General features: G+C 61.0%; 23 protein-coding genes. 18 read left to right on the forward strand and 5 right to left on the reverse strand.

The features are described 5' to 3' along the window. Positions 1–4 precede the first annotated feature (4 nt). The 17 genes from yedF to DWX58_RS12800 are packed head-to-tail and all read left to right on the forward strand — an operon-like array spanning position 5 to position 13,917. On the forward strand, positions 5–613 hold the full coding sequence (gene yedF / locus DWX58_RS12720) for a sulfurtransferase-like selenium metabolism protein YedF (RefSeq protein WP_118644351.1): 609 nt from the start codon (positions 5–7) through the stop codon (positions 611–613). Then, the gene (locus tag DWX58_RS12725; protein ID WP_118644353.1) at positions 610–1,752 is read left to right on the forward strand and encodes an aminotransferase class V-fold PLP-dependent enzyme; all 1,143 of its coding nucleotides are present in this window, start codon (positions 610–612) and stop codon (positions 1,750–1,752) included. The genes yedF and DWX58_RS12725 overlap by 4 nt, the downstream gene beginning before the upstream one ends. Continuing rightward, positions 1,743–1,970, forward strand: coding sequence for a DUF3343 domain-containing protein (locus tag DWX58_RS12730; protein WP_118644355.1), 228 nt, complete (start codon positions 1,743–1,745; stop codon positions 1,968–1,970). Before DWX58_RS12725 ends, DWX58_RS12730 begins: the two co-directional genes overlap by 10 nt. 26 nt (positions 1,971–1,996) lie before the next feature. Next, positions 1,997–2,791 carry a selenium-dependent molybdenum cofactor biosynthesis protein YqeB gene (gene yqeB, locus DWX58_RS12735; RefSeq protein ID WP_118644357.1) on the forward strand — a complete coding sequence of 265 codons (795 nt, stop codon included), beginning with the start codon at positions 1,997–1,999 and terminating at the stop codon, positions 2,789–2,791. 3 nt (positions 2,792–2,794) lie between these two features. Beyond that, positions 2,795–3,835, forward strand: a complete 1,041-nt coding sequence (selD, locus tag DWX58_RS12740) for a selenide, water dikinase SelD (RefSeq protein ID WP_118644359.1) — start codon at positions 2,795–2,797, stop codon at positions 3,833–3,835. 22 nt (positions 3,836–3,857) lie between these two features. Next, on the forward strand, positions 3,858–4,865 hold the full coding sequence (locus DWX58_RS12745) for an XdhC family protein (protein WP_118644361.1): 1,008 nt from the start codon (positions 3,858–3,860) through the stop codon (positions 4,863–4,865). 52 nt (positions 4,866–4,917) lie between these two features. Then, positions 4,918–6,489, forward strand: coding sequence for a molybdate ABC transporter substrate-binding protein (gene modA / locus DWX58_RS16005; protein WP_347559175.1), 1,572 nt, complete (start codon positions 4,918–4,920; stop codon positions 6,487–6,489). After that, on the forward strand, positions 6,486–7,292 hold the full coding sequence (locus DWX58_RS12755; protein WP_118644365.1) for an ABC transporter permease subunit: 807 nt from the start codon (positions 6,486–6,488) through the stop codon (positions 7,290–7,292). Before modA ends, DWX58_RS12755 begins: the two co-directional genes overlap by 4 nt. Next, positions 7,285–8,028 (forward strand): ATP-binding cassette domain-containing protein, encoded by a 744-nt coding sequence (locus DWX58_RS12760; protein WP_118644367.1) that lies wholly within the window; start codon positions 7,285–7,287, stop codon positions 8,026–8,028. The genes DWX58_RS12755 and DWX58_RS12760 overlap by 8 nt, the downstream gene beginning before the upstream one ends. A 6-nt stretch (positions 8,029–8,034) precedes the next feature. Then, positions 8,035–8,790 (forward strand): DUF364 domain-containing protein, encoded by a 756-nt coding sequence (locus DWX58_RS12765; RefSeq protein WP_118644369.1) that lies wholly within the window; start codon positions 8,035–8,037, stop codon positions 8,788–8,790. A gap of 31 nt (positions 8,791–8,821) precedes the next feature. Then, the gene (modB, locus tag DWX58_RS12770; protein WP_118644371.1) at positions 8,822–9,499 is read left to right on the forward strand and encodes a molybdate ABC transporter permease subunit; all 678 of its coding nucleotides are present in this window, start codon (positions 8,822–8,824) and stop codon (positions 9,497–9,499) included. Then, complete coding sequence (locus DWX58_RS12775) at positions 9,490–10,524, forward strand: ATP-binding cassette domain-containing protein (protein ID WP_118644373.1); 1,035 nt, start codon at positions 9,490–9,492, stop codon at positions 10,522–10,524. Before modB ends, DWX58_RS12775 begins: the two co-directional genes overlap by 10 nt. A 7-nt stretch (positions 10,525–10,531) precedes the next feature. Then, complete coding sequence (gene moaA / locus DWX58_RS12780) at positions 10,532–11,479, forward strand: GTP 3',8-cyclase MoaA (RefSeq protein ID WP_118644375.1); 948 nt, start codon at positions 10,532–10,534, stop codon at positions 11,477–11,479. 3 nt (positions 11,480–11,482) lie between these two features. Beyond that, a complete protein-coding gene (moaC, locus tag DWX58_RS12785; RefSeq protein WP_118644377.1) occupies positions 11,483–11,953 on the forward strand; it encodes a cyclic pyranopterin monophosphate synthase MoaC in 471 nt (156 codons plus the stop codon). A gap of 3 nt (positions 11,954–11,956) precedes the next feature. Continuing rightward, entirely contained in the window at positions 11,957–12,397 is a 441-nt protein-coding gene (locus tag DWX58_RS12790) for an MOSC domain-containing protein (protein WP_118644379.1), read from the forward strand. Then, entirely contained in the window at positions 12,394–13,413 is a 1,020-nt protein-coding gene (locus DWX58_RS12795; RefSeq protein ID WP_118644381.1) for a molybdopterin-binding protein, read from the forward strand. Before DWX58_RS12790 ends, DWX58_RS12795 begins: the two co-directional genes overlap by 4 nt. Before the next feature lie 12 nt (positions 13,414–13,425). Continuing rightward, positions 13,426–13,917, forward strand: a complete 492-nt coding sequence (locus tag DWX58_RS12800; protein WP_118644383.1) for a MogA/MoaB family molybdenum cofactor biosynthesis protein — start codon at positions 13,426–13,428, stop codon at positions 13,915–13,917. A 72-nt stretch (positions 13,918–13,989) separates the two neighbouring features. Here the strand turns inward: DWX58_RS12800 and DWX58_RS12805 are convergent, their stop codons facing one another. From DWX58_RS12805 to DWX58_RS12820, 4 genes are all read right to left on the reverse strand, one after another. Further along, positions 13,990–15,384 carry an MATE family efflux transporter gene (locus tag DWX58_RS12805; protein ID WP_118644385.1) on the reverse strand — a complete coding sequence of 465 codons (1,395 nt, stop codon included), beginning with the start codon at positions 15,382–15,384 and terminating at the stop codon, positions 13,990–13,992. 161 nt (positions 15,385–15,545) lie between these two features. Further along, positions 15,546–16,850: a Na+/H+ antiporter NhaC family protein gene (locus tag DWX58_RS12810; protein ID WP_118644387.1), complete on the reverse strand. Its 1,305-nt coding sequence runs from the start codon at positions 16,848–16,850 to the stop codon at positions 15,546–15,548. Between the two features lie 186 nt (positions 16,851–17,036). After that, positions 17,037–17,600, reverse strand: coding sequence for a hypothetical protein (locus DWX58_RS12815; RefSeq protein ID WP_158579285.1), 564 nt, complete (start codon positions 17,598–17,600; stop codon positions 17,037–17,039). Next, positions 17,601–18,065 (reverse strand): hypothetical protein, encoded by a 465-nt coding sequence (locus DWX58_RS12820; RefSeq protein WP_118644389.1) that lies wholly within the window; start codon positions 18,063–18,065, stop codon positions 17,601–17,603. Between the two features lie 257 nt (positions 18,066–18,322). Between DWX58_RS12820 and DWX58_RS12825 the strand changes: the two genes are divergently transcribed. After that, positions 18,323–18,772: an Lrp/AsnC family transcriptional regulator gene (locus DWX58_RS12825; protein ID WP_158579286.1), complete on the forward strand. Its 450-nt coding sequence runs from the start codon at positions 18,323–18,325 to the stop codon at positions 18,770–18,772. Positions 18,773–18,879: 107 nt separating this feature from the next. On the opposite strand, the gene DWX58_RS12830 is transcribed toward DWX58_RS12825, so the two are convergent. Continuing rightward, positions 18,880–19,719 (reverse strand): decaprenyl-phosphate phosphoribosyltransferase, encoded by an 840-nt coding sequence (locus DWX58_RS12830; protein ID WP_118644393.1) that lies wholly within the window; start codon positions 19,717–19,719, stop codon positions 18,880–18,882. Positions 19,720–19,723 lie beyond the last annotated feature (4 nt).

The raw sequence follows: 19,723 nt of genomic DNA on the forward strand, positions 1-19,723 counted from the left end.
AAATATGATCGTAGATGCCAGAGGAAAGCCTTGTCCCCAGCCCGTGGTGTTGGCCCTGCACGCCCTGCCCAAGCTGAATGCCGGGGAGGAATTGGACGTGCTTGTGGACAACGAGGCGGCGGTGGAAAATCTCCGGCGCATGGCCGGACAGAAGGGACGCAGCGCTACTGTGACCCAGGAGGATAACTTCTGGCATGTGCAGATCGGAGAGGGCAGCTCTGCCGCCGCTCCTGCCCCCCAGACCCAGGAGGCTCCCAGCTGCTGCGCCCCCATGGGCTCCGCCGCGGTGGTGGCCATTGGCACCGACGTGATGGGCCGGGGCAGCGAGGAGCTGGGCCGCGCCCTCATCAAGAGTTTTCTGTACGCCCTGGCCCAGCTGGAGGTCCCCCCTGTCACCCTGCTGTTCTTCAACGGCGGCGCTAAGCTCACCGTGGAGGGCAGCCAGTCTCTGGAGGACCTGCGGACTCTGGAAGAGGCCGGGACGGAGATTCTCACCTGCGGCACCTGCCTGGACTACTACGGCCTGAAGGACAAGCTGGCCATCGGCAGCGTCACCAACATGTACCGCATTGCGGAGATTCTCACCACCGCCGACCGTCTGGTCACCCTATGATCTATCTCAATAACGCCGCCACCACCCTCCAGAAGCCCCCCTGTGTAGCTCAGGCGGTGGTGGATGCCATGAGCCATTTGGGCAACGGCGCCCGGGGCGGCCACACCGGCGAGATGTCCGCCGCCCGCACCGTGTTTCAGACCCGGGAGGCTCTGGCCAAACTCTTCGGCTTCTCCCACCCGGAGCGGGTCATCTTCACTGCCAACGCCACCCAGGCTCTGAACACCGCTCTCTTTGGCCTTCTTAATCCCGGCGATCACGTCATCGCCACCGACTGGGACCACAACTCGGTGCTGCGTCCCCTCCATGTGCTGGCCCGAGAGCGTGGTGTGGAGGTGGACTTCCTCCCCGCCGACCGCCAGGGGCGGCTGCGGTATGACCAGCTGGAAGAGCTGGTGCGGCCCAACACTAAGCTTCTGGTGTGCACCCACGCCTCCAACCTGACGGGCAACCTGCTGGATGTGGAGCGGGCAGCCTCCTTTGCCCGGAGGCACGGCCTCTATTTTCTGCTGGACGCCGCCCAGACCGCGGGCAGCACCCCCATTTCCATGGAGGAGATGGGCATTGACCTTCTGGCCTTCACCGGCCACAAGGGCCTCATGGGGCCCCAGGGCACCGGCGGACTGTGCGTCGCCCCCCGGGTGGAGCTGCGGCCGCTGGTGTCCGGCGGCACCGGCGTACGCTCCTTTGAGGAGGAGCAGCCGGCGGAATACCCCGAGCACCTGGAGGCGGGCACCCTCAACGGCCACGGCCTGGCCGGGCTGGGGGCGGCGGTGGACTTCATTCTGGACACCGGAGTGGAAGCCATCCACGCCCATGAACTGGCCCTCACCCATCGTTTTGCCCAGGGGATTCGAGACATCCCCGGCGTTACGGTGTACGGCGACTTCTCCGGGGACCGGGCGCCGGTGGTAGCCCTGAATCTGGAGGGCTGGGACCCCGCCTCGGCGGCGGACACCCTGGCCCAGGACTACGACATCGCCGTCCGGCCCGGCATCCACTGTGCCCCCCGGATGCACCGGGCTCTTGGCACCCAGGATGTGGGCTGCCTGCGTTTCTCCTTCGGCTATTACACCAGAGAGGCGGACATTGACGCGGCGCTGGCCGCCCTGAAGGAGATGGCAGAGCCATGCGAGTAAAAAGGCCCACCCTGGTCATCACCTTTCCCACCACCACCGCCGCCCTCCAATGGGAGCGGCAGTGTCAAGCATTGAATATCCCCGGGCGTATCATCCCCGTCCCGGTGACCATCACCGCCGACTGCGGTCTGGCCTGGGCCATGCCCCCCGCAGATCGCGGGCGGCTGGAGGAGGTGCCGGAGCTCTCCCGCTCCGACTGCCTGGAACTGATGCTTTAAGTAACACGAAGAGGAGGAACTGTCCCATGCTGGTTGTCATTCGCGGCGCCGGAGACATCGCCACGGGCATCGCCCTGCGGCTTCACCGCGCCGGTATTCATCTCATTCTCACCGATCTGCCCCAGCCCACGGCGGTGCGGCGCACCGTCTGCTTCTCCGAGGCCATCCGCCTGGGAGAGGTGCAGGTGGAGGACGTCACCGCCCGGCTGGCCCACAGCCCCCAGGAGGCGCTGGAGCTGACCCGACAGGGCACCGTGGCGGTGCTGGCTGACCCAGACGGGGCCTGCATCTCCGCGCTGAAGCCCGACGGGCTGGTGGACGCCATCCTGGCCAAAAAGAATTTGGGCACCCGCAAGGACATGGCCCCGGTGGTCATCGGGGTGGGCCCCGGCTTTACCGCCGGGGTGGATTGCCACGCCGCGGTGGAGACCATGCGCGGCCACACTCTGGGCCGGGTCCTCTATACTGGCTCCCCCATTCCCAACACCGGCGTGCCCGGGAACATCGGCGGCTACACGGTGGAGCGGGTGCTCCGGGCTCCGGCGGACGGCATCTTTGAGCCCAAGCTGGAAATCGGCGCCCTGGTGAAAGCCGGGGAAGTGGCCGGCATGGTGAACGGCCAGCCCATGCTGTGCACCATTGACGGCTGTCTGCGGGGACTGCTCCAGGCGGGGGTCCCCGTACACACAGGAATGAAGAGCGGAGACATCGACCCCCGGTGCAAGCCGGAGCACTGCCTCACCGCCTCGGACAAGGCCCTGGCGGTGGGCGGCGGCGTGCTGGAGGCCCTGCTCCACTTCTCCCAGGCGTTGGAGGGATAAACGATGGACGACATTCAACTGACTAAGCTGGCCGAGTGCGCCGGCTGCGGGGCCAAGGTGGGGGCCGGGGAGCTGTGCAAGCTGCTGGAGGGCCTGAAGGTCCGCCAGGACCCCAACCTGCTGGTGGGCTACGACCGCAGCGACGACGCCTCCGTCTATAAGCTCACCGACGACCTGGCCCTGGTGCAGACGGTGGACTTCTTCCCCCCCATTGCTGACGACCCCTACACCTTCGGGGCCATCGCCGCGGCCAACGCCCTGTCCGACGTGTACGCCATGGGCGGAGAGCCCAAGCTGGCCCTGAACGTGATGGCGGTACCCGAGGACATGCCCAAGGAGGCGGTCCACGCCATCCTCCGGGGCGGCTATGAGAAGGCCTACGAGGCCGGAGCCATCATCACCGGCGGTCACAGCATCTATGACAAGGAGCCCAAGTACGGCATGGCGGTCACCGGCTTTGTACACCCGGACAAGCTGCTCACCAACTCCGGTGCAAAGCCCGGGGATGTGCTCCTCTACACCAAGCCCATCGGCATCGGCGTCCTCACCGCCGGCATCAAGGGAGAGCTGTGTGATTCGTCCACCGCCCGGATGGCGGAGGGGCTCATGATGACCCTGAACAAATACGCCCGGGACATCATGGTGCAGTACCGGGTCCACGCCTGCACCGACGTCACCGGCTTTGGTGTGATGGGCCACCTGCTGGAGATGGCCCAGGGCAGCGAGGCCCAGATTCATATTGATGTTGCCGGTCTTCAGCTTATCCCTCAGTCCCTGGAGCTGGCCCGGCTGGGGGTGCTCCCCGCGGGGCTCTACCGAAACCGCCACTTCGCCCAGGAGTGGGTGGACGGCGGAAATGTGGAGCTGGCCGTGCAGGACCTGCTCTACGACCCCCAGACCTCCGGCGGCCTGATGATGGCCGTGGAGGCGGAGGACGCCCCCGCCCTGCTGGAGGCTCTGAAGGCCGACTGCCGGGTGCCCGCCCCCCAGCTGGTGGGCCGGGTGGCCCCCTACGAGGGCGGCAAGCGTATCTTTTTGCAGTAATTTGCAGTAAGGAGTGCCGTTTGTGGACGATTTGACCCTGTTTGACACCTTGCGTGAGGATTTGGCCCAGGGCGGCCGGGTTGTGCTGTGCACCGTTGTGGGCAGCATGGGCTCCGCCCCCCGGGGCGCGGGCGCCCGGATGGCCCTGCGGGCGGACGGCAGCGCCCTGGGCACCATCGGCGGCGGCTCCGCGGAGCGGCTGGCCACAGAGCGGGCCAAGAAGCTGCTGGCCGGAGAGGGTGCTCCCGGCCTGATGGAGTACACCATGGGGGGCGCGGACAGCAACACCGGCATGGTGTGCGGCGGCGCGGCCACCGTGTGCTTTCAGCTGCTCACCCCCGACGACCTGCCCGAGCTGGACAAGCTGTCCCGGCTGCTCACCGCTGGCAGCCCCTGTACCCTGGCTTTGGACTGCACGGGGGATGTCCCCCGCCTTGCCGTCTGGGGCGAGGGCGAGCTGCCCCCCTACCTGTCTGACCGCCTCGGCGACCGGCCGGTGCTGGCAGACGGCGTCTACACCGAGCCCATGGGGCTTGACGGGGTTCTCTACTTGTTCGGCGCTGGACATGTGGGCCAGGCTCTGGGTCCCCTGCTGGCCCAGGTGGGCTTCCGGGTGATCGTGGTAGACAGCCGGCCCGAGCTGGCCCGTCCGGAGCTCTTCCCCGGGGTACACCAGGTGCTGCTGGGCTCCTTTGCCCGCATCGGGGACACCGTCTCCCTCACCCCAAGGGACTACGCAGTGGTAATGACGCCGGGCCACATGGCCGATCTGGAAGTGCTGTGCCAGGTGCTCCCCTGCTCTCCCTGCTATGTGGGGTGCATGGGCAGCCGGAAGAAGCTGGCCTTTGTACGGCAGGAACTGGGGCGCCGTGGCTTCTCCCCCGCCCAGATCGACGCCGTCCATCTGCCCATCGGCCTGCCCATCGGCGGAGAGACCCCCATGGAGATTGCCGTCAGCGTGGCAGCGGAGCTCATCCAGTTCCGGGCCGCCCGCCTGCCCGGCCGCAAGAGCGGCCGGTGCCCATCCTGAGACTGAACGTGCAGACTGCCGTTTCAGAGTATAAAAAGACAGAGGAATGAATATGAAACTGCGCACCTTTCTGACCCGGGCCCTGGCCCTGGTTCTCACCGCCGGTCTGCTGGCCGGCTGTTCCTCCGGCAGCACCTCCGGGTCCTCCGCCCAGAGCGGCGACGGCGCCCAGGGGGAGAATGTGGAGCTGACGGTCTTTGCCGCCGCCTCCATGACTGAGACTCTGGAGGAGATTGCCGAGCTTTACAAGAACGTGGCCCCCAACGTCACCCTGGTCTTTAATTTCGCCTCCTCCGGCGACCTGCTCACCCAGATCAAGGAGGGTGCCGACTGCGACCTCTTTATCTCCGCCGCCCCCAAGCAGATGAACGCCATGGACGGCTCCCTCATTGGGGACACCGAGAAGAACCCTGACGGCCTCGACCTCATCGTCACCGACAGCCGCATTGACCTGCTGGAGAACAAGGTGGCCCTGGCCGTTCCCGAGGGCAACCTCAAGGGCATTGAGAGCTTCGACCAGCTCGCCGAGCTTCTGGAGAGCGGCGACGTGTTCCTGGCCATGGGCAACAGCGACGTGCCCGTGGGTCAGTACACCCAGAAGATCTTTGCCTACTACGGCCTGGACGAGGCCGCTTTGAATGAGGCCGGGGTGCTCACCTACGGCTCCGACGTGAAGGAGGTCACCACCCAGGTGAGCGAGGGTGCCGTGGACTGCGGCATCATCTACGCCACCGACGCCTTCTCCGCCAACCTGGAGGTAGTGGACGGAGCCACCGCTGAGATGTGCGGCCAGGTCATCTACCCCGCCGCCGTGCTGAAGGGGAGCGCCCACCCCGATGAGGCCCAGGCTTTCCTGGACTACCTCACTGGGGACGAGGCCGGCGCTGTCTTTGAGAGTGTAGGCTTCACCCCCCTGTCCGGCGCAGCGACTCAGGAGCTTTCCGCCGACCTCTCTGGCCAGTCCCTGCTCATCTACTGCGGCGCCGGTATGCAGGAGCCCTTCCAGGTGATCGCCCAGACCTTCCAGGATTTGACCGGCTGTGAGATGAATGTCACCTACGCCAACGCCGCTCAGATTCAGACCCAGATCCAGCAGGCCCAGGAAGGGGCTTACTTCATTGCCGGCTCCGCCGACGAGGTAAAGCCTGTCAGCGATTACGTAACCAGCAGCGTGGATCTGGTCAAACACATCCCCGTGCTGGCCGTGGCCGAGGGCAATCCCAAGAACATCACCGGCATCGCCGACCTGGCCAGCACTGACATCGTCACCGTTATCGGCGACTCAGAGTCCACCCCCATCGGAAAGATCGCCGTGAAGGCCTTCAGCGATTTCGGCGTCACCGACCAGGTGAATCTGGCCGCTACTACCACCACCGCGCCCCAGCTGGCCACCCTGATTTCCCTGGGCGAGGCGGACGCCGCCATCATCTGGAAGGAAAACTGCAACGTGGATGGGGTGGAGATCTGTAAGACCTCCGACATGGACGCCTACGTGAAGACCATTCCCGCCGCCCGGCTGACCTTCAGCGCCGATGACCAGGCCGCCGACGTGTTCGGCCAGTTCCTGGCCACCGACACCGCCCGGGAGATCTGGACCAGCTTCGGCTACGAGCTGGCAGAATGAGAAACCGGAGCGGAGGGGGCTGGTTTCCTCTGTTCTGTGCGCTCCTGGCCCTGACCGCCCTGGGGCTGGTGGGCAGCAACGTGGCGGTCATTGCGGTCCGGGGCTTTCACAGCCTCCCCGCCTGTCTCACTCAGCCCGAGGTGCGTTTTGCCCTGGGGCTGAGCGTGAAAAGCGCCTGCATCTCCACCGCGCTCTGCTTCCTGTTGGCTATCCCCACCGCCTACACCCTTACCCGCTCCGTTTTTCCCGGCAGGCGGGCTGCGGAGATCGTGCTGGAGCTGACCATGTCTCTGCCTTACATCGTACTGGGCCTGAGCATGCTCATTCTGTTTTCCTCCCCTGCCGGCAAGTGGCTGAAGGAGGCCGGATTCCCGGTTGTATTCCATCAAAACGGAGTGATTCTGGCCCAGCTCATTGTTAATCTGCCCTTTGCGGTCCGGCTCTGTTCCGCCGCCTTTCAGGGTGCGGACCGCAAGCTGGAGTGTGTGGCCGGGCTGCTGGGGGCCTCTCCCGCCCAGCAGTTTCTGACTGTCCTTCTGCCCCTCAGCCGCAACGCCCTCATCAGCGCGGTGATTTTAGTCTGGTCCCGGGCCCTGGGTGAGTTCGGCGCCACTTTGATGCTGGTGGGCGTCACCCGAATGAAAACCGAGACTCTGCCCGGCAGCATCTATCTGGCCGTGAGCACCAACAACCTGGACGCCGCCCTGGCCAGCGCCTTTTTGCTGCTGGTCATATCCGCCCTCTCTCTCACCGCCGCCAACCTGCTGGGTCGGACCGGCAAACAACGGAGCCGCTATGTGTAATCGACAACAGGATGAGGTCCTCCGGCTGGAAAATGTGAGTGTCCGCCGGGGCACCTTCTCGCTCAACCAAATCAGCTTTTCCGTCTCCGCCGGGGAAATTATGGCCATTCTGGGCCGCACCGGCGCGGGCAAGACCCTGCTGCTGGAGACTGCGGCCGGTTTCTGCCGGCCGGAGGCAGGGCGGGTCCTCTGCCTGGGTGAGGACGTACACAAGACCCCCGTCCACCGCCGGAACATCGGCTATCTCTATCAGGATCTCAGTCTCTTCCCCCACATGACCGCGGCCGCCAACATAGGCTACGGCCTGGCGCTGCGCCGCCTGCCCCGGGAGGAGATCCGGACCAGAGTGGAGGAGATCGCCCAGCGCTTCGGCATCCTCCGCATTTTAAACCAGTACCCGGGCACGCTCAGCGGCGGAGAGCAGCAGCGGGTCGCCCTGGCCCGGGCTTTGATGGTGCAAACGCCCCTCCTGCTGCTGGACGAGCCCTTTTCCGCCCTGGACCCGGTGACCCGTGAGGAGCTCTGCTGCCTGGTCCGCGACGTCTGCCAAGAGTTTCAGTGCGCTGTGGTACTGGTCACCCACGACTTCCGCGAGGCGACAACCCTGGCCCACCGGATTGGGGTACTGCTGGACGGCAGGCTTCGGGGCATCGTCCCCGCCGTGGAACTGTTCCGGGCGGACTGGGACGACGAAGCCAGGTCCTTTCTGGGGCTGAAACCGAATACAAGGGAGTAAACAGCTATGACCGCAGAAACCTTTTACACCACCCTGAAATCCGCCTTTGAAGCGACCCTGGCCGAGCATCACATTGGAGATGAGGCCGTGGAGGTAACCTGCCGCGCTCTGAGCCCGGAGGAGGCCATCGGCAGCACCGTCCGCCGGGATTTTCCCATCCTCACCGGGAAAGATGTGATGATTCAGGCCCGCTTCCGCTCCAGCCTGGGCCAGGCCTTTACCCAGGCCCCTCTGGCCTTCCAGGGCAGCCTGTCCCAGGTGCTGGCGGCAGATCTGGTGGGCGATCCCCACGCCCGCGGGCTCTACATTGCCACGCTGAACGCGGTGACCCGAGAGCTGGGCCTTTGTGAAGGCACGGTCCACTGCCGCACCCAGGGGCCTGAGCTGTGCGCCGGAGACATGCTGACGTATCTGCGCACCCACTACCCGGAGAAACAGCGCATCGCCCTGGTGGGCTATCAGCCCGCCCTGCTGGAGATGCTCTCCAAGAGCGAATACCAGGTTCGGGTGCTGGACCTCAACCCGGACAACGTGGGCCAGGTGCGCTTCGGCGTCACCGTGGAAGACGGGGTACGGGACTACAAATCCGTGGCTCTGGAGTACGCCGACCTCATTTTATGCACCGGCAGCACCATCTGTAACGGCACCATCACCGACTACCTGGAGCTTTCTACCCCGGTGGTTTTCTTCGGCACCACCATCTCCGGGGCTGCCGCCCTGCTGGGACTGAAGCGGGCCTGCTTCGCCCAGCAGTACGGCTGATTCCCTACCCCAACGGAAGAGGACTGACACTATGGACTGGTACCCACTTTATAACTCCCTGCGCATCGCCGCCATCTCCACGGGGATCATTTTCTTCCTGGGGATCGGTGCGGCCTACTACGTGGCCAAGGCCCCAAGGCTTGTGAAGGGACTGCTGGACGTGGTATTCACCCTGCCCCTGGTGCTCCCTCCCACGGTGGTGGGCTATTTGCTGCTGCGGGTGCTGGGCCCCAAGCGCATTGTGGGTGCCTTCGTTTTGGAACACTTTGACCTGAAGCTCACCATGACCTGGTGGTCGGCCATCTTCGCCACCACCGTGGTCATCTTCCCCCTGATGTACCGCACTGCCCGGGGAGCCTTCGAAAGCTTTGACGAGACCCTGGCCGACGCCGGGCGCACCCTGGGCCGGTCCAACAGCTGGATTTTCTGGCGGGTGCGGATGCCCGCCTGCCGCCAGGGCATCCTGGCCGGGACAGTGCTGGCCTTCGCCCGGGCCCTGGGAGAGTACGGGGCCACCTCCATGATCGCCGGCTACACCCCCGGCCGCACAGCCACCATCTCCACCACAGTCTACCAGCTCTGGCGCACCAATGACGACGCCATGGCTCTGCGGTGGGTACTGGTGAATCTGGCTATCTCGGCGGTGGTGCTGCTGGCGGTCAACCTGCTGGAGCGTCGGGAGAGGAGGGAAAAGCCCGCATGGTACTGAGCGTAGACATTGAGAAAACCCTGGGGGATTTCCACCTCCGGGTGCGTTTTGAGGCAGAGCGGGAGATTATGGCCCTGCTGGGTCCCTCGGGCTGCGGCAAGAGCATGACCTTGAAGTGCATCGCCGGCATCCAGCGCCCCGACCGGGGGCGGATTGTGCTGGGAGAGCGGGTGCTCTTTGACAGCGAGGCGGGCATCAACCTGCCCCCCCAGAAGCGCCATGTGGGCTACCTCTTTCAGCAGTACGCCCTCTTCCCCAACATGACGGTGGAGCAGAACATCCTCGCCGGTGCCCGAGGCGGCACCCGGCAGGAGCGCCGGGCCACTGTGGCGGAGATGGTCCGCACCTTCCGCCTGGAGGGGCTGGAGAAGCTGCGCCCCAGCCAGCTGTCCGGCGGCCAGCAGCAGCGGGTGGCTCTGGCCCGGATTCTGGCTGGGCAGCCGGAGCTTCTGCTGCTGGACGAGCCCTTCTCCGCCCTGGACGAGCACCTCAAGTGGCAGCTGGAGCTGGAACTCTCCGACACGCTGAAGGCCTTCCCCGGCGGCGTACTCTTTGTCTCCCACAGCCGGGACGAGGTCTACCGCCTCTGTGACACCGTGTGCGTGCTCACGGAGGGGAAATCCGACCCCAAGGAGACCATCAAAGAGCTCTTTGCCGCCCCCGCTACCCTAGGGGCCGCCCTCATCTCGGGCTGCAAGAACATCTCCCCCGCTGAGGTTCGGCCGGAGGGGCTCTTCTGCCCCGACTGGGGCGTGACCCTGCGCACCGCCCAGCCCGTCTCGGACCGGACCCGCTACGCGGGCATCCGGGCCCACTACTTTACCCTGGAGGGGGAGGTCAACTCCATCCCCTGCCGGGTCAGCCGCGTCATTGATAACGTCTTTTCCACCGTGGTCATGCTCTCCACCCCCGGCCCCGGCCTTCTGCGGCTGGAGCTGGACAAGGACCGCTGGGCTGCCCTGGGGGAACCCCGGGAGCTGACCCTCTACATTGCCCCGGAAGACGTAATGCCCTTAACGGAGTGAATGGACCATGCTGGATACACAAGGAAGAACCATACGCTATCTGCGATTGTCGGTCACCGACCGGTGCAATTACCGCTGCCTCTACTGCATGGGAGAGGAGGGCGTGCCCAAGCTGTCCCACGGGGACATTCTCTCCTTTGAGGAGCTGGAGGAGATTGTCCGGGCGGCGGCGGCCTGCGGGGTGAAGAAGGTCCGCCTCACCGGCGGGGAGCCCCTGGTGCGCCGCGGCCTGCCCCAATTGTGCCGCCGTCTCCGGGACGTCCCCGGCATCGAGGAGCTGGACATGACCACCAACGGAAGCCTCCTGCCCCAGTACGCCCGGGAGCTGAAGGAGGCGGGGGTGGACCGGCTGAACATCAGCCTGGACACCCTCAGCGAGGACACCTTTGCCCGGCTCACCCGCCGGGGAAGCCTCAGCGAGGCCCTGGCCGGACTGGAGGCGGCGGAGGCGGCTGGCTTTACCAACACCAAAATCAATGCCGTCCTCATCGGCGGCATCAACGACCGGGACATCCCCGCCCTGGCGGGACTGGCCCGGGAGAAGGCGTACAGCGTGCGCTTTATTGAGCTTATGCCCATGGGGGAGTGCGCCTGCTGGCCCCGGGAGCGCTTTCTCCCCGCCCAGGCGGTGCTGGACGCCCTGCCGGGGCTGGAGCATGCGGGGACGTCGGGGGTAACGGAGCTCTACCGGATGCCCGGCTGGGCCGGGACGGTGGGACTCATCCGGCCCATGAGCCACCACTTCTGCGCCGCCTGCGACCGCATCCGCGTCACCGCCGACGGGATGCTCAAGCCCTGCCTCCACTCCGCCGCCGAGCTGCCCCTGCGGGGGCTCCACGGCCGTGAGCTGGAGGAGGCTATTTGCTTAGGGATTCGGTCAAAGCCCCAGGGCCACCACATGGATGCCCAACATTCCAGCGACAGCCTGCGGGGCATGAATGAAATTGGAGGATAACCCATGGAATTGACTCATTTTAACGAGCAGGGCCGGGCCCGGATGGTGGACGTATCGGAGAAGGCGGTGACCTACCGCACCGCCAAGGCCGCAGGCCGGGTGTGGATGAATCCGGAAACCCTGGAAAAGGTACGTCAGGGCAGCATGGCCAAGGGAGACGTGCTGGCGGTGGCCCAGGTGGCGGGCATTATGGCCGCCAAACGCACCTGGGAGCTCATTCCCATGTGCCACCCCCTCCCTCTCACCTCCATCAACATCACCTTCGCCTTCCAGGAAAACGCCCTGGACATTCAGGCCCAGGTGAAGTGCAGCGGAGAGACCGGCGTGGAGATGGAGGCGCTGACGGCGGTGTCCGCCACGGCCCTCACCGTGTACGACATGTGCAAAGCAGTGCAGCGGGACATGGTCATTGACCAGATCCGGCTGCTGGAAAAAACAGGCGGAAAAAGCGGCGTGTTCCGCAGGGAGGAATAACAAATGGCAGAAGTAACGGCAGTTTGCATCAGTGAACGGAAGGGGACCCGGAAGCACACGGTGCCCTTCATCGAGGTAAAAAAGGACCACGGCATCGTGGGGGACGCCCATGCGGGCAACTGGCACCGGCAGATCAGCCTCCTGGCCGACGAGAGTGTGGACACCATGCGGGGCAAGGGCGTGGAGCTCCAGCCCGGGGACTTTGCGGAGAACATCCTCACCCGGGGCCTTGAGCTGAACACCCTGCCCGTGGGCACGGTGCTCCGGGTGGGCGAGACCCGGCTTCAGGTCACCCAAATCGGCAAGGAGTGCCACAACGACTGCGAAATCCGCCGTCTGGTGGGCACCTGCGTCATGCCCACCAAGGGCATTTTCGCCATCGTCCTGGACGAGGGGACCATCCGCCCCGGGGACACCATTTCTGTGGAGGAGAGCGCGACATGAAACTGATTGAAACCCAGAAGGCCGTGGGCCACGTGCTGTGCCACGACATGACTCAGATTATCCCCGGAGTGAGCAAGGGCCCCCGCTTTCGCAAGGGCCATGTGGTCACCGAGGAGGACATCCCCGTTCTGCTGTCCATGGGCAAGGAGAACCTCTATGTGTGGGAGATGGAGCCGGGCATGCTCCACGAAAACGACGCTGCCGAGCGGCTGTGCGCCCTGTGTCTGGGGGACAACATGGAGCGCAGCGAGGCCAAGGAGGGCAAAATTGAGCTCACCGCCGCCCAGGACGGAGTGTTCCTGGTGGACACCCAGCGGCTGAACGCGGTGAACTCCATCGACGACATCATGATTGCCACCCGCCGGGGGGGCGGCGCCGTCCACAAGGGGGACAAGCTGTGCGGCACCCGGGTCATTCCCCTGGTCATCCCCGAGGAAAAGCTTCAGAAGGCCGAGGAGGCCGCCGGGGACACCCCCCTGCTGTCCCTGCTGCCCTACAAGCTGAAAAAGGCCGGCGTCATCACCACCGGCAGTGAGGTGGCCAAGGGCCGCATTGAAGATCGCTTCACCCCTGTCATCGAGCAGAAGCTGGCCCCCTTCGGCATCACCATGACCGAGCACATGGTGGTGGACGACGAGATGGACCACCTGCTGGAGGCTCTTGCCGAGATGCAGAAGAAGGATGTGGACATCATTCTCTGCACCGGCGGCATGAGCGTGGACCCGGACGACAACACCCCCGGAGCCATCCGCCGCAGCGGCGCTCAGATCATCACCTACGGTGCGCCGGTGCTGCCCGGCGCCATGTTCCTGCTGGGCTACTATGAGGATGGGCGCCCGGTGCTGGGCCTGCCCGGCTGCGTCATGTACGCCGCCGCCACCATTTTCGACCTGGTGCTCCCCCGCATTGCCGCCGGGGTACGCCTCTGCAAACAGGACTTCGTGGTGCTGGGTGAGGGCGGGCTGTGCCTGGGCTGCAAGCCCTGCACCTATCCCCACTGCAACTTCGGCCGATAAGGAGGCATGGGCATGTACACTGCACAAGTGATTACCGTCAGTGACCGGTCCTTCCGTGGCGAGCGCCCCGACGGCAGCGGCCCCGTGGTGCGGCAGCTGCTGGAAGAGGCGGGCTACCAGGTAGGCGAGGTGGTCATCGTCCCCGACGAGCAGCCCCTCATTGAAGAGGCCCTCATCAATGCCGCAGGAGAGGACATCGCCCTTATCGTCACCACCGGCGGCACTGGCTTTGCTCCCCGGGACGTGACCCCCGAGGCCACCCTGGCCGTGTGTCAGCGGCTCACCCCAGGCATCCCCGAGGCCATGCGGGCCGCCTCTATGGCCATCACCCCCCGGGGCTGCCTGTCCCGGGCCTCCGCCGGCATCCGGAACCGTAGCCTCATCATCAACCTGCCCGGCAGCCCCAAGGCCGCCCGTGAAAACCTGGAGGCCGTCCTGGACCCCATCGGCCACGGCCTTCAGATGCTCCGTGGCGGACAGGCCGACTGCGCCGCTTTGTTATAAGCAACTGATGCAACCTTTTTGTAAATAAAAAGCAGAAGATGATGGATACATCCATCATCTTCTGCTTTCTTTTTAAAAAATTATCTTTTCCGATGCCAACAGCTTGATTTCACCGGTTTGTTTCATCACATTGGAAAACCGGCGCAGATAAAACAAACATAAAATCGCGGCTACTATTTCAGAGATGGGAAAGGTCAGCCATGTATAGTTTAGGCCCAGCAGCGACAAAAGAAATGCCAACGGAACAAGCAAAATCACCTGCCTCAAAATCACAACGCTCAGGCACTGCCGCAACCGGCCACTGGCTTGCAGCAGAGCAGGAATCAAAATTGTGACTCCGAAGAACGGGAACGCAAGGCTTATCCGGTGTAATGCTGGAATTGCTGTGGCGCGCAGTTCGGGCCCAGCAGAAAACAGATCCAGAATCCAATCCAGGCACACATTGGTACCAATGGTCCCCAAAATCAGCGAAGCGGACGAAACCGCCAGACTGAATTGGAATGTCTTCCAGACACGTGTATTCTCTTTTGCACCCAGATTATAACTCAATACAGGAAGAATTCCCTGTTCCAATCCGTACGTCGGCATCAGCAGAAAGGTCTGAATTTTGTAATAGATTCCCAAAGAGGTAACTGCATATTCCGAGAAGCGGATGAGTACACCATTTAAGCCTATGATGTAAGCGGAGACTAAACCGCTGCCCAGCATGGTGGGCAGTCCTGCCTGATAAATGGACAGCATAAAGGCCGGACAAATTCGGCATTTCTGAAATTGTCTGTGCCGGGTTACACTCACCAGCGCACATAGCATAGAGACAGCCTGTCCCAGCACAGTGGCAATTGCGGCGCCACGGATTCCCATCGGAGCAATGGGGCCCGCTCCAAAAATCAGGACAGGATCCAGAACAATATTCACCACTGCCCCCAGGGATTGATACATCATTGGCAATAGCGTATTTCCTCGGGCTTGGACCGCACGAGTACAGACACTTTCCAAAAACAAAAAACCTGACAGCATAATGACGATGGTTCCGTACTCATTCCCCAGTTGTGCGACTTCTGGAGTATAGGAAAAGCGATGGTAATAGGGATTCAGAAGAAGCAGCAACGCGGCACTTGTCAGGAAACAGGCTACAATTGCTGAAAGAATTCCATGGGTCAACAGACGTTTTGCCCGCTCCGGCTCACCTGCCCCCAATGATCTCGATATAAGCAGTCCAGTTCCGGTACCTGTGCCGTTTGCCACCGCGGTTAGGATCAGCTGCAGCGGAAATGCAAGAGACAAGGCCGTCAGGCCACGCTCGCTGTAAGAGGCCACGTAGATACTATCCACGACATTGTACAGCGCCTGAATCAAAAGGGAAAACATAATCGGAACAGACATGGAAAACACAAGAGACGGGATTGGTTGATTCCTCAGGCGCTGCTCCCCATGTGCTTCATGCCATTTGTTTGATTCTTTTCTCATTTCTGCAACCCCTGTATGTACTATTTTCCCCCAGTACAGGCCGGTACATGTATAAGACCGAGTACATCTGAACCACCAGGGATTCCATTCATCTGCACCCGGTCTTATAGATGGAAACGTATTTTATATCCGTTACACAACGTTTCTACATTATATAGCGATTATAGGAATTGCGCAAGGACAATTGCACCCACCATAAGGGGAAGGTTAAAGGTGACAAACGAAGGAACACAGGTATCCCAAATATGATCGTGCTGTCCGTCCGCATTCAGGCCGCAGGTAGGACCAAGCGTTGCATCCGATGCAGGAGAGCCAGCATCACCCAATGCCGCCGCAGCAGAAATCAGCGCAATTGTAGCCTGGGTAGAGAATCCGATCTGGGCACAGAGGGGCACATACAAAAATGCAATCACAGGGACAGTGGCAAAAGAGGACCCGATACCCATGGTAACGATCAGGCCGATCAGAGTAATCACGGTGGCAGCCAGCAGTCTGCTTCCGGAAAGCGCGTTAGCGGCAACTTCAACCAGGGTATCTACGCCGCCTGTGGCTGTCATAACCTTTCCAAATCCACCAGCCACCAGCATTACAAACGCAATATTTCCCATCATGTGGAGACCGTCTGTAAAGCGGGCTTCAATATCCTTCCACTTGACTGCGCCCAGCAGGAACATGACAAGCAAACCAGCAATGGCAGAAACAGTGAGGGACTGGGTCTTTACCTCCACCGCCGCAGTAATCAGAACAGCGGCAATGGCAATGTAGTGATCTCGGGTCAGCTTAGTAGACTTTACTTCATTGTAGGCCGTCAGGTCAGCCTGAACATTTTTATACTCTCTGGGCTTCCTATACCGGAACCAAATATAAATCATGCCCGGAATAAAACAGAGAACCAGCATCCAGTTTACGCCAATAACATCGGATACGGCAACCGACATTCCGCTGGCAGTCATGTTATCCGCTACAATGCCCATAAAGATCAGGCCATAACCCACTGGGACGCCTACATAAGGCATCATACCAAAAATCAAGGCACCAGCCATAAGCCGCCGGTCCATTTTCATTTCGTTCATCATGCCCAGCAGGGGCGGAATCAGAATGGGGATGAAGGCCGTATGAATAGGAATAAAAGTTTGTGAAATGACCGCAATGACGATCATAATAATTACAAGCGTGAGCTTACTGCCTTTTACCGCCTGTGCAATTTTCTTGGCAAAAATATCGGTAATACCTGTGTATGCCAAACAGGAAGCAAAGGTTCCAAGCAGAATATACGCCATGGCGGCTTCCGCATTTGCACTGAAGCCGTTGAGCATGGTGGAAGTAATATCCAGCAGCGGCAAACCAGCAATCAAACCGCCTGTAATACAGGCGATAATCAGCGAAAACATTACATTTAGCTTCAAAAGACACAGGGCGCACAGAAGAACCACAGAGATCAGAACTGGATTTAACAGAATACTCAATTAACTTGGCACCTCTTTTCTATCTTTCTGCTGCTATCAGGACAGAGCGGTTCTATACACTTCAAAAAAGAGAATCCTGCCTGGTTCGTGCCGTGGTTCACCTGCTTCATACGTTGCGCAAGGTACCGGACTTATCAAACAAGGCAGGATTCTGGCTGTCAGCGTTCCAACAGGAACCCCTTATGATTATTTCTTCTCCAGCTTGTAGCCCAGCAGATCGGCCAGCTGCGCCACATCGTCGGGGTCCTTCCGCTGCAGATTCTTGCCCAGCTCCCAGGGCAGTACTGTGTAGAACCAGCTGTTAATGCGGTTCACATAGCAGAACCAGGACCAGAGCAGATCACGGAAGTCCTCCTTGGTCTCAATGGTGGGGTAGGACTCCACAATCTTGTCGTGGAAGTAGGCAAACTTGGGCATATTAAGCCAAGGAGCGGGGCAGTTGGGCTCCAGCACATCGCCCAACAGGTGGGCAATGGGTGCATTCAGATAATCAAACAGCTTCTTGCACACATCCAGGGAGAACATGTCGTCCCCCAGCACACAGTACATGGTGGGCTCGATGGTCCACCAGCCCATGGCCTGGGTATCCGCATTCAGGAAGAACAGGTTGCCCAGATACTGGTTGTTGGTGCCAGCGCCGCTGGGGAAAATACCCAGCTTGCTCATGGTTACCTCAGGGGGCTCCTTGAGCCAGATCTTTTCCACCTCATCGTGAATTTCACGTTTCAGAACTCTCCAATCCACTGCCATTTATGCTTCCTCCCCTCTGCTGAAAATAACGGTTGCCAGCTCGTGATACAGATAGGTGTGATTCCAACAATCCATACCGCCGCGATGGAATTCATCCAGATATTCCGGATCCACCTTAGCCATGATGGGTCCCATATTGGGCAGGGGCTCCGTGCAGGGGCCATAGGTGAGGGCGAAATACCAGCCGGACCAGGCAATGTCACCATTCACACAGTCGCACAGGGCAGGAACATCCGAACCGCCCAGAGGATTAGACTGGTCACCCACATATTTGGGAACGTGATACGGAGGAATGGGTCTGCACTGCACATAGTCACCGGTAGAGAGGGTGTTATGTGCCTCACACTCCATGGGCTCCTTAATCTTTTCCCAAAATTCATCCGCTAACTCGGGGAACTTGTCTTCCAGTACGGTAGCATAAACCGTAATACGAGCCTTGGGAAACTCAATTTTTATCTTACGCAAGTCTATTCCTCCTAACTATTTTTTCATTAATGCCTGCTTTCCAAAAGCTGCGCGCTCAGCCAGGATTTGTGGCTTATGCATAAATATTAGCAGGATATCTCCCAGCTTAGAATAGCGTTTTCGCTAAACAAAGCCGTCAAAATGTTAAAAACTCCTAATTTTGGTGCAAAAATAGTTTGTTTTTAAATTGCAATACCTCCGACATTTTAGTATAATGACACGATAAAGTGTAACACTGCATGAAAGGAGCCTTCACTATGTCCTTAGACAATCTGGACCAAAAGATTCTGATGCTTTTACAGTACAACGCACGGACAAAAATCAGTGAAATTGCTAAGGACGTACATCTAAGCGTCACCGCAGTGACCAGACGCATGGAGCGCATGGAAGACCTGGGTATTATACGCGGCTACCGCGCCCTCATTGATCCGGAGCAGGCGGGTGTGCAGATCCACGGTTTTATCATCGGCGGTGTCTACAAAATCATGCTGAATGAATTCTATCGCTACATTTCCAGTGTCCCGGAAATTGCCCGCTGCGAAACCATCATCAGCGGAGGCAAAGAGATTCTGCTGGAGTTCTATTGCCGAGATACCAATCATCTGATGTCATTCTACAGCAGCGACATCCGGAAATATCTGGACTCTATGACTGTTTACTTGGTGAAGGGTCCTCCTGGAAAAGATAGTGTCATTGCGCTATCCTAGCCTCCAGGTATAAAAGCTCTTTTAACCCTCCTGTAGCAAGTTTCCTCTATAAACAGAAAAAATCCCCGGTCCGTGAATACAGACCGGGGATTTTTCATTTTATTATACTATACGTACAGGAAAATCAGGGTGATAACGGCAAAGATGCACGCCAGAATAAGGAGCACCTTGTCCTGAAAGACCACCTCCACCGGGTCGCCGTCGGAGTTGCCCTCCACCACCATGCTGTACCGCAGGCAGATGCAGATGACCAAGGGCACTGTCCACATGAGGTTCCCGCCCCGATCCACGCTCCACAGGGAGTAGAAGACCACCGCCAGGGTGAGGCACATCTGCATGTTCTGGGACAGGAACTCCTTGTTGTAGTAGCGCAGCACCCGCCGGGTGGTCTCGCTGGACATGCGCAGCTCTCCCCGGCGCTTGCTCAGGCCCATGTAGAAGGCCACCGACGTCACCGTGAGATAGAGCCAGCCGGAGGTGGCGATCCCCGTCACCGCCGAGCCGAAGAGCACCCGCAGCAGAAAGCCGGAAACCAGGATGGCAATGTCCAGAATAGGGACATTCTTGAGCCCCATGCTGTACCCCAGGTTCAGAACCAGATAGGCCATCAGGCACAGCCAGCTTTTCCAGGAGAAGGCACCCCAAACTCCAATGACGCCCAGCAGGACGGCCAGCACCATAGCTTCCACTACGGCGTGGGACACGGGCACCGCGCCGCTGGCGATGGGGCGGCGGCACTTGGTGGGGTGCTGCCGGTCCCGCTCCGCGTCCTTGATGTCGTTGATGATGTACACCATAGAGGCCACCAGGCAGAAGGCCACAAAGGCCGCTGCCGTCTGGCCCTGCAGGTCCCGCTTAAAGAGCCGGCCGCTGAACACCAGGGGCAGCAGCACCAGAATATTCTTGATACAGTGTTTTGGCCGCAGAAGCCGAATATAAGCCTTCACGATG

This window comes from Pseudoflavonifractor sp. AF19-9AC (assembly GCF_003478995.1).
Classification (GTDB): Bacteria; Bacillota; Clostridia; order Oscillospirales; family Oscillospiraceae; genus Lawsonibacter.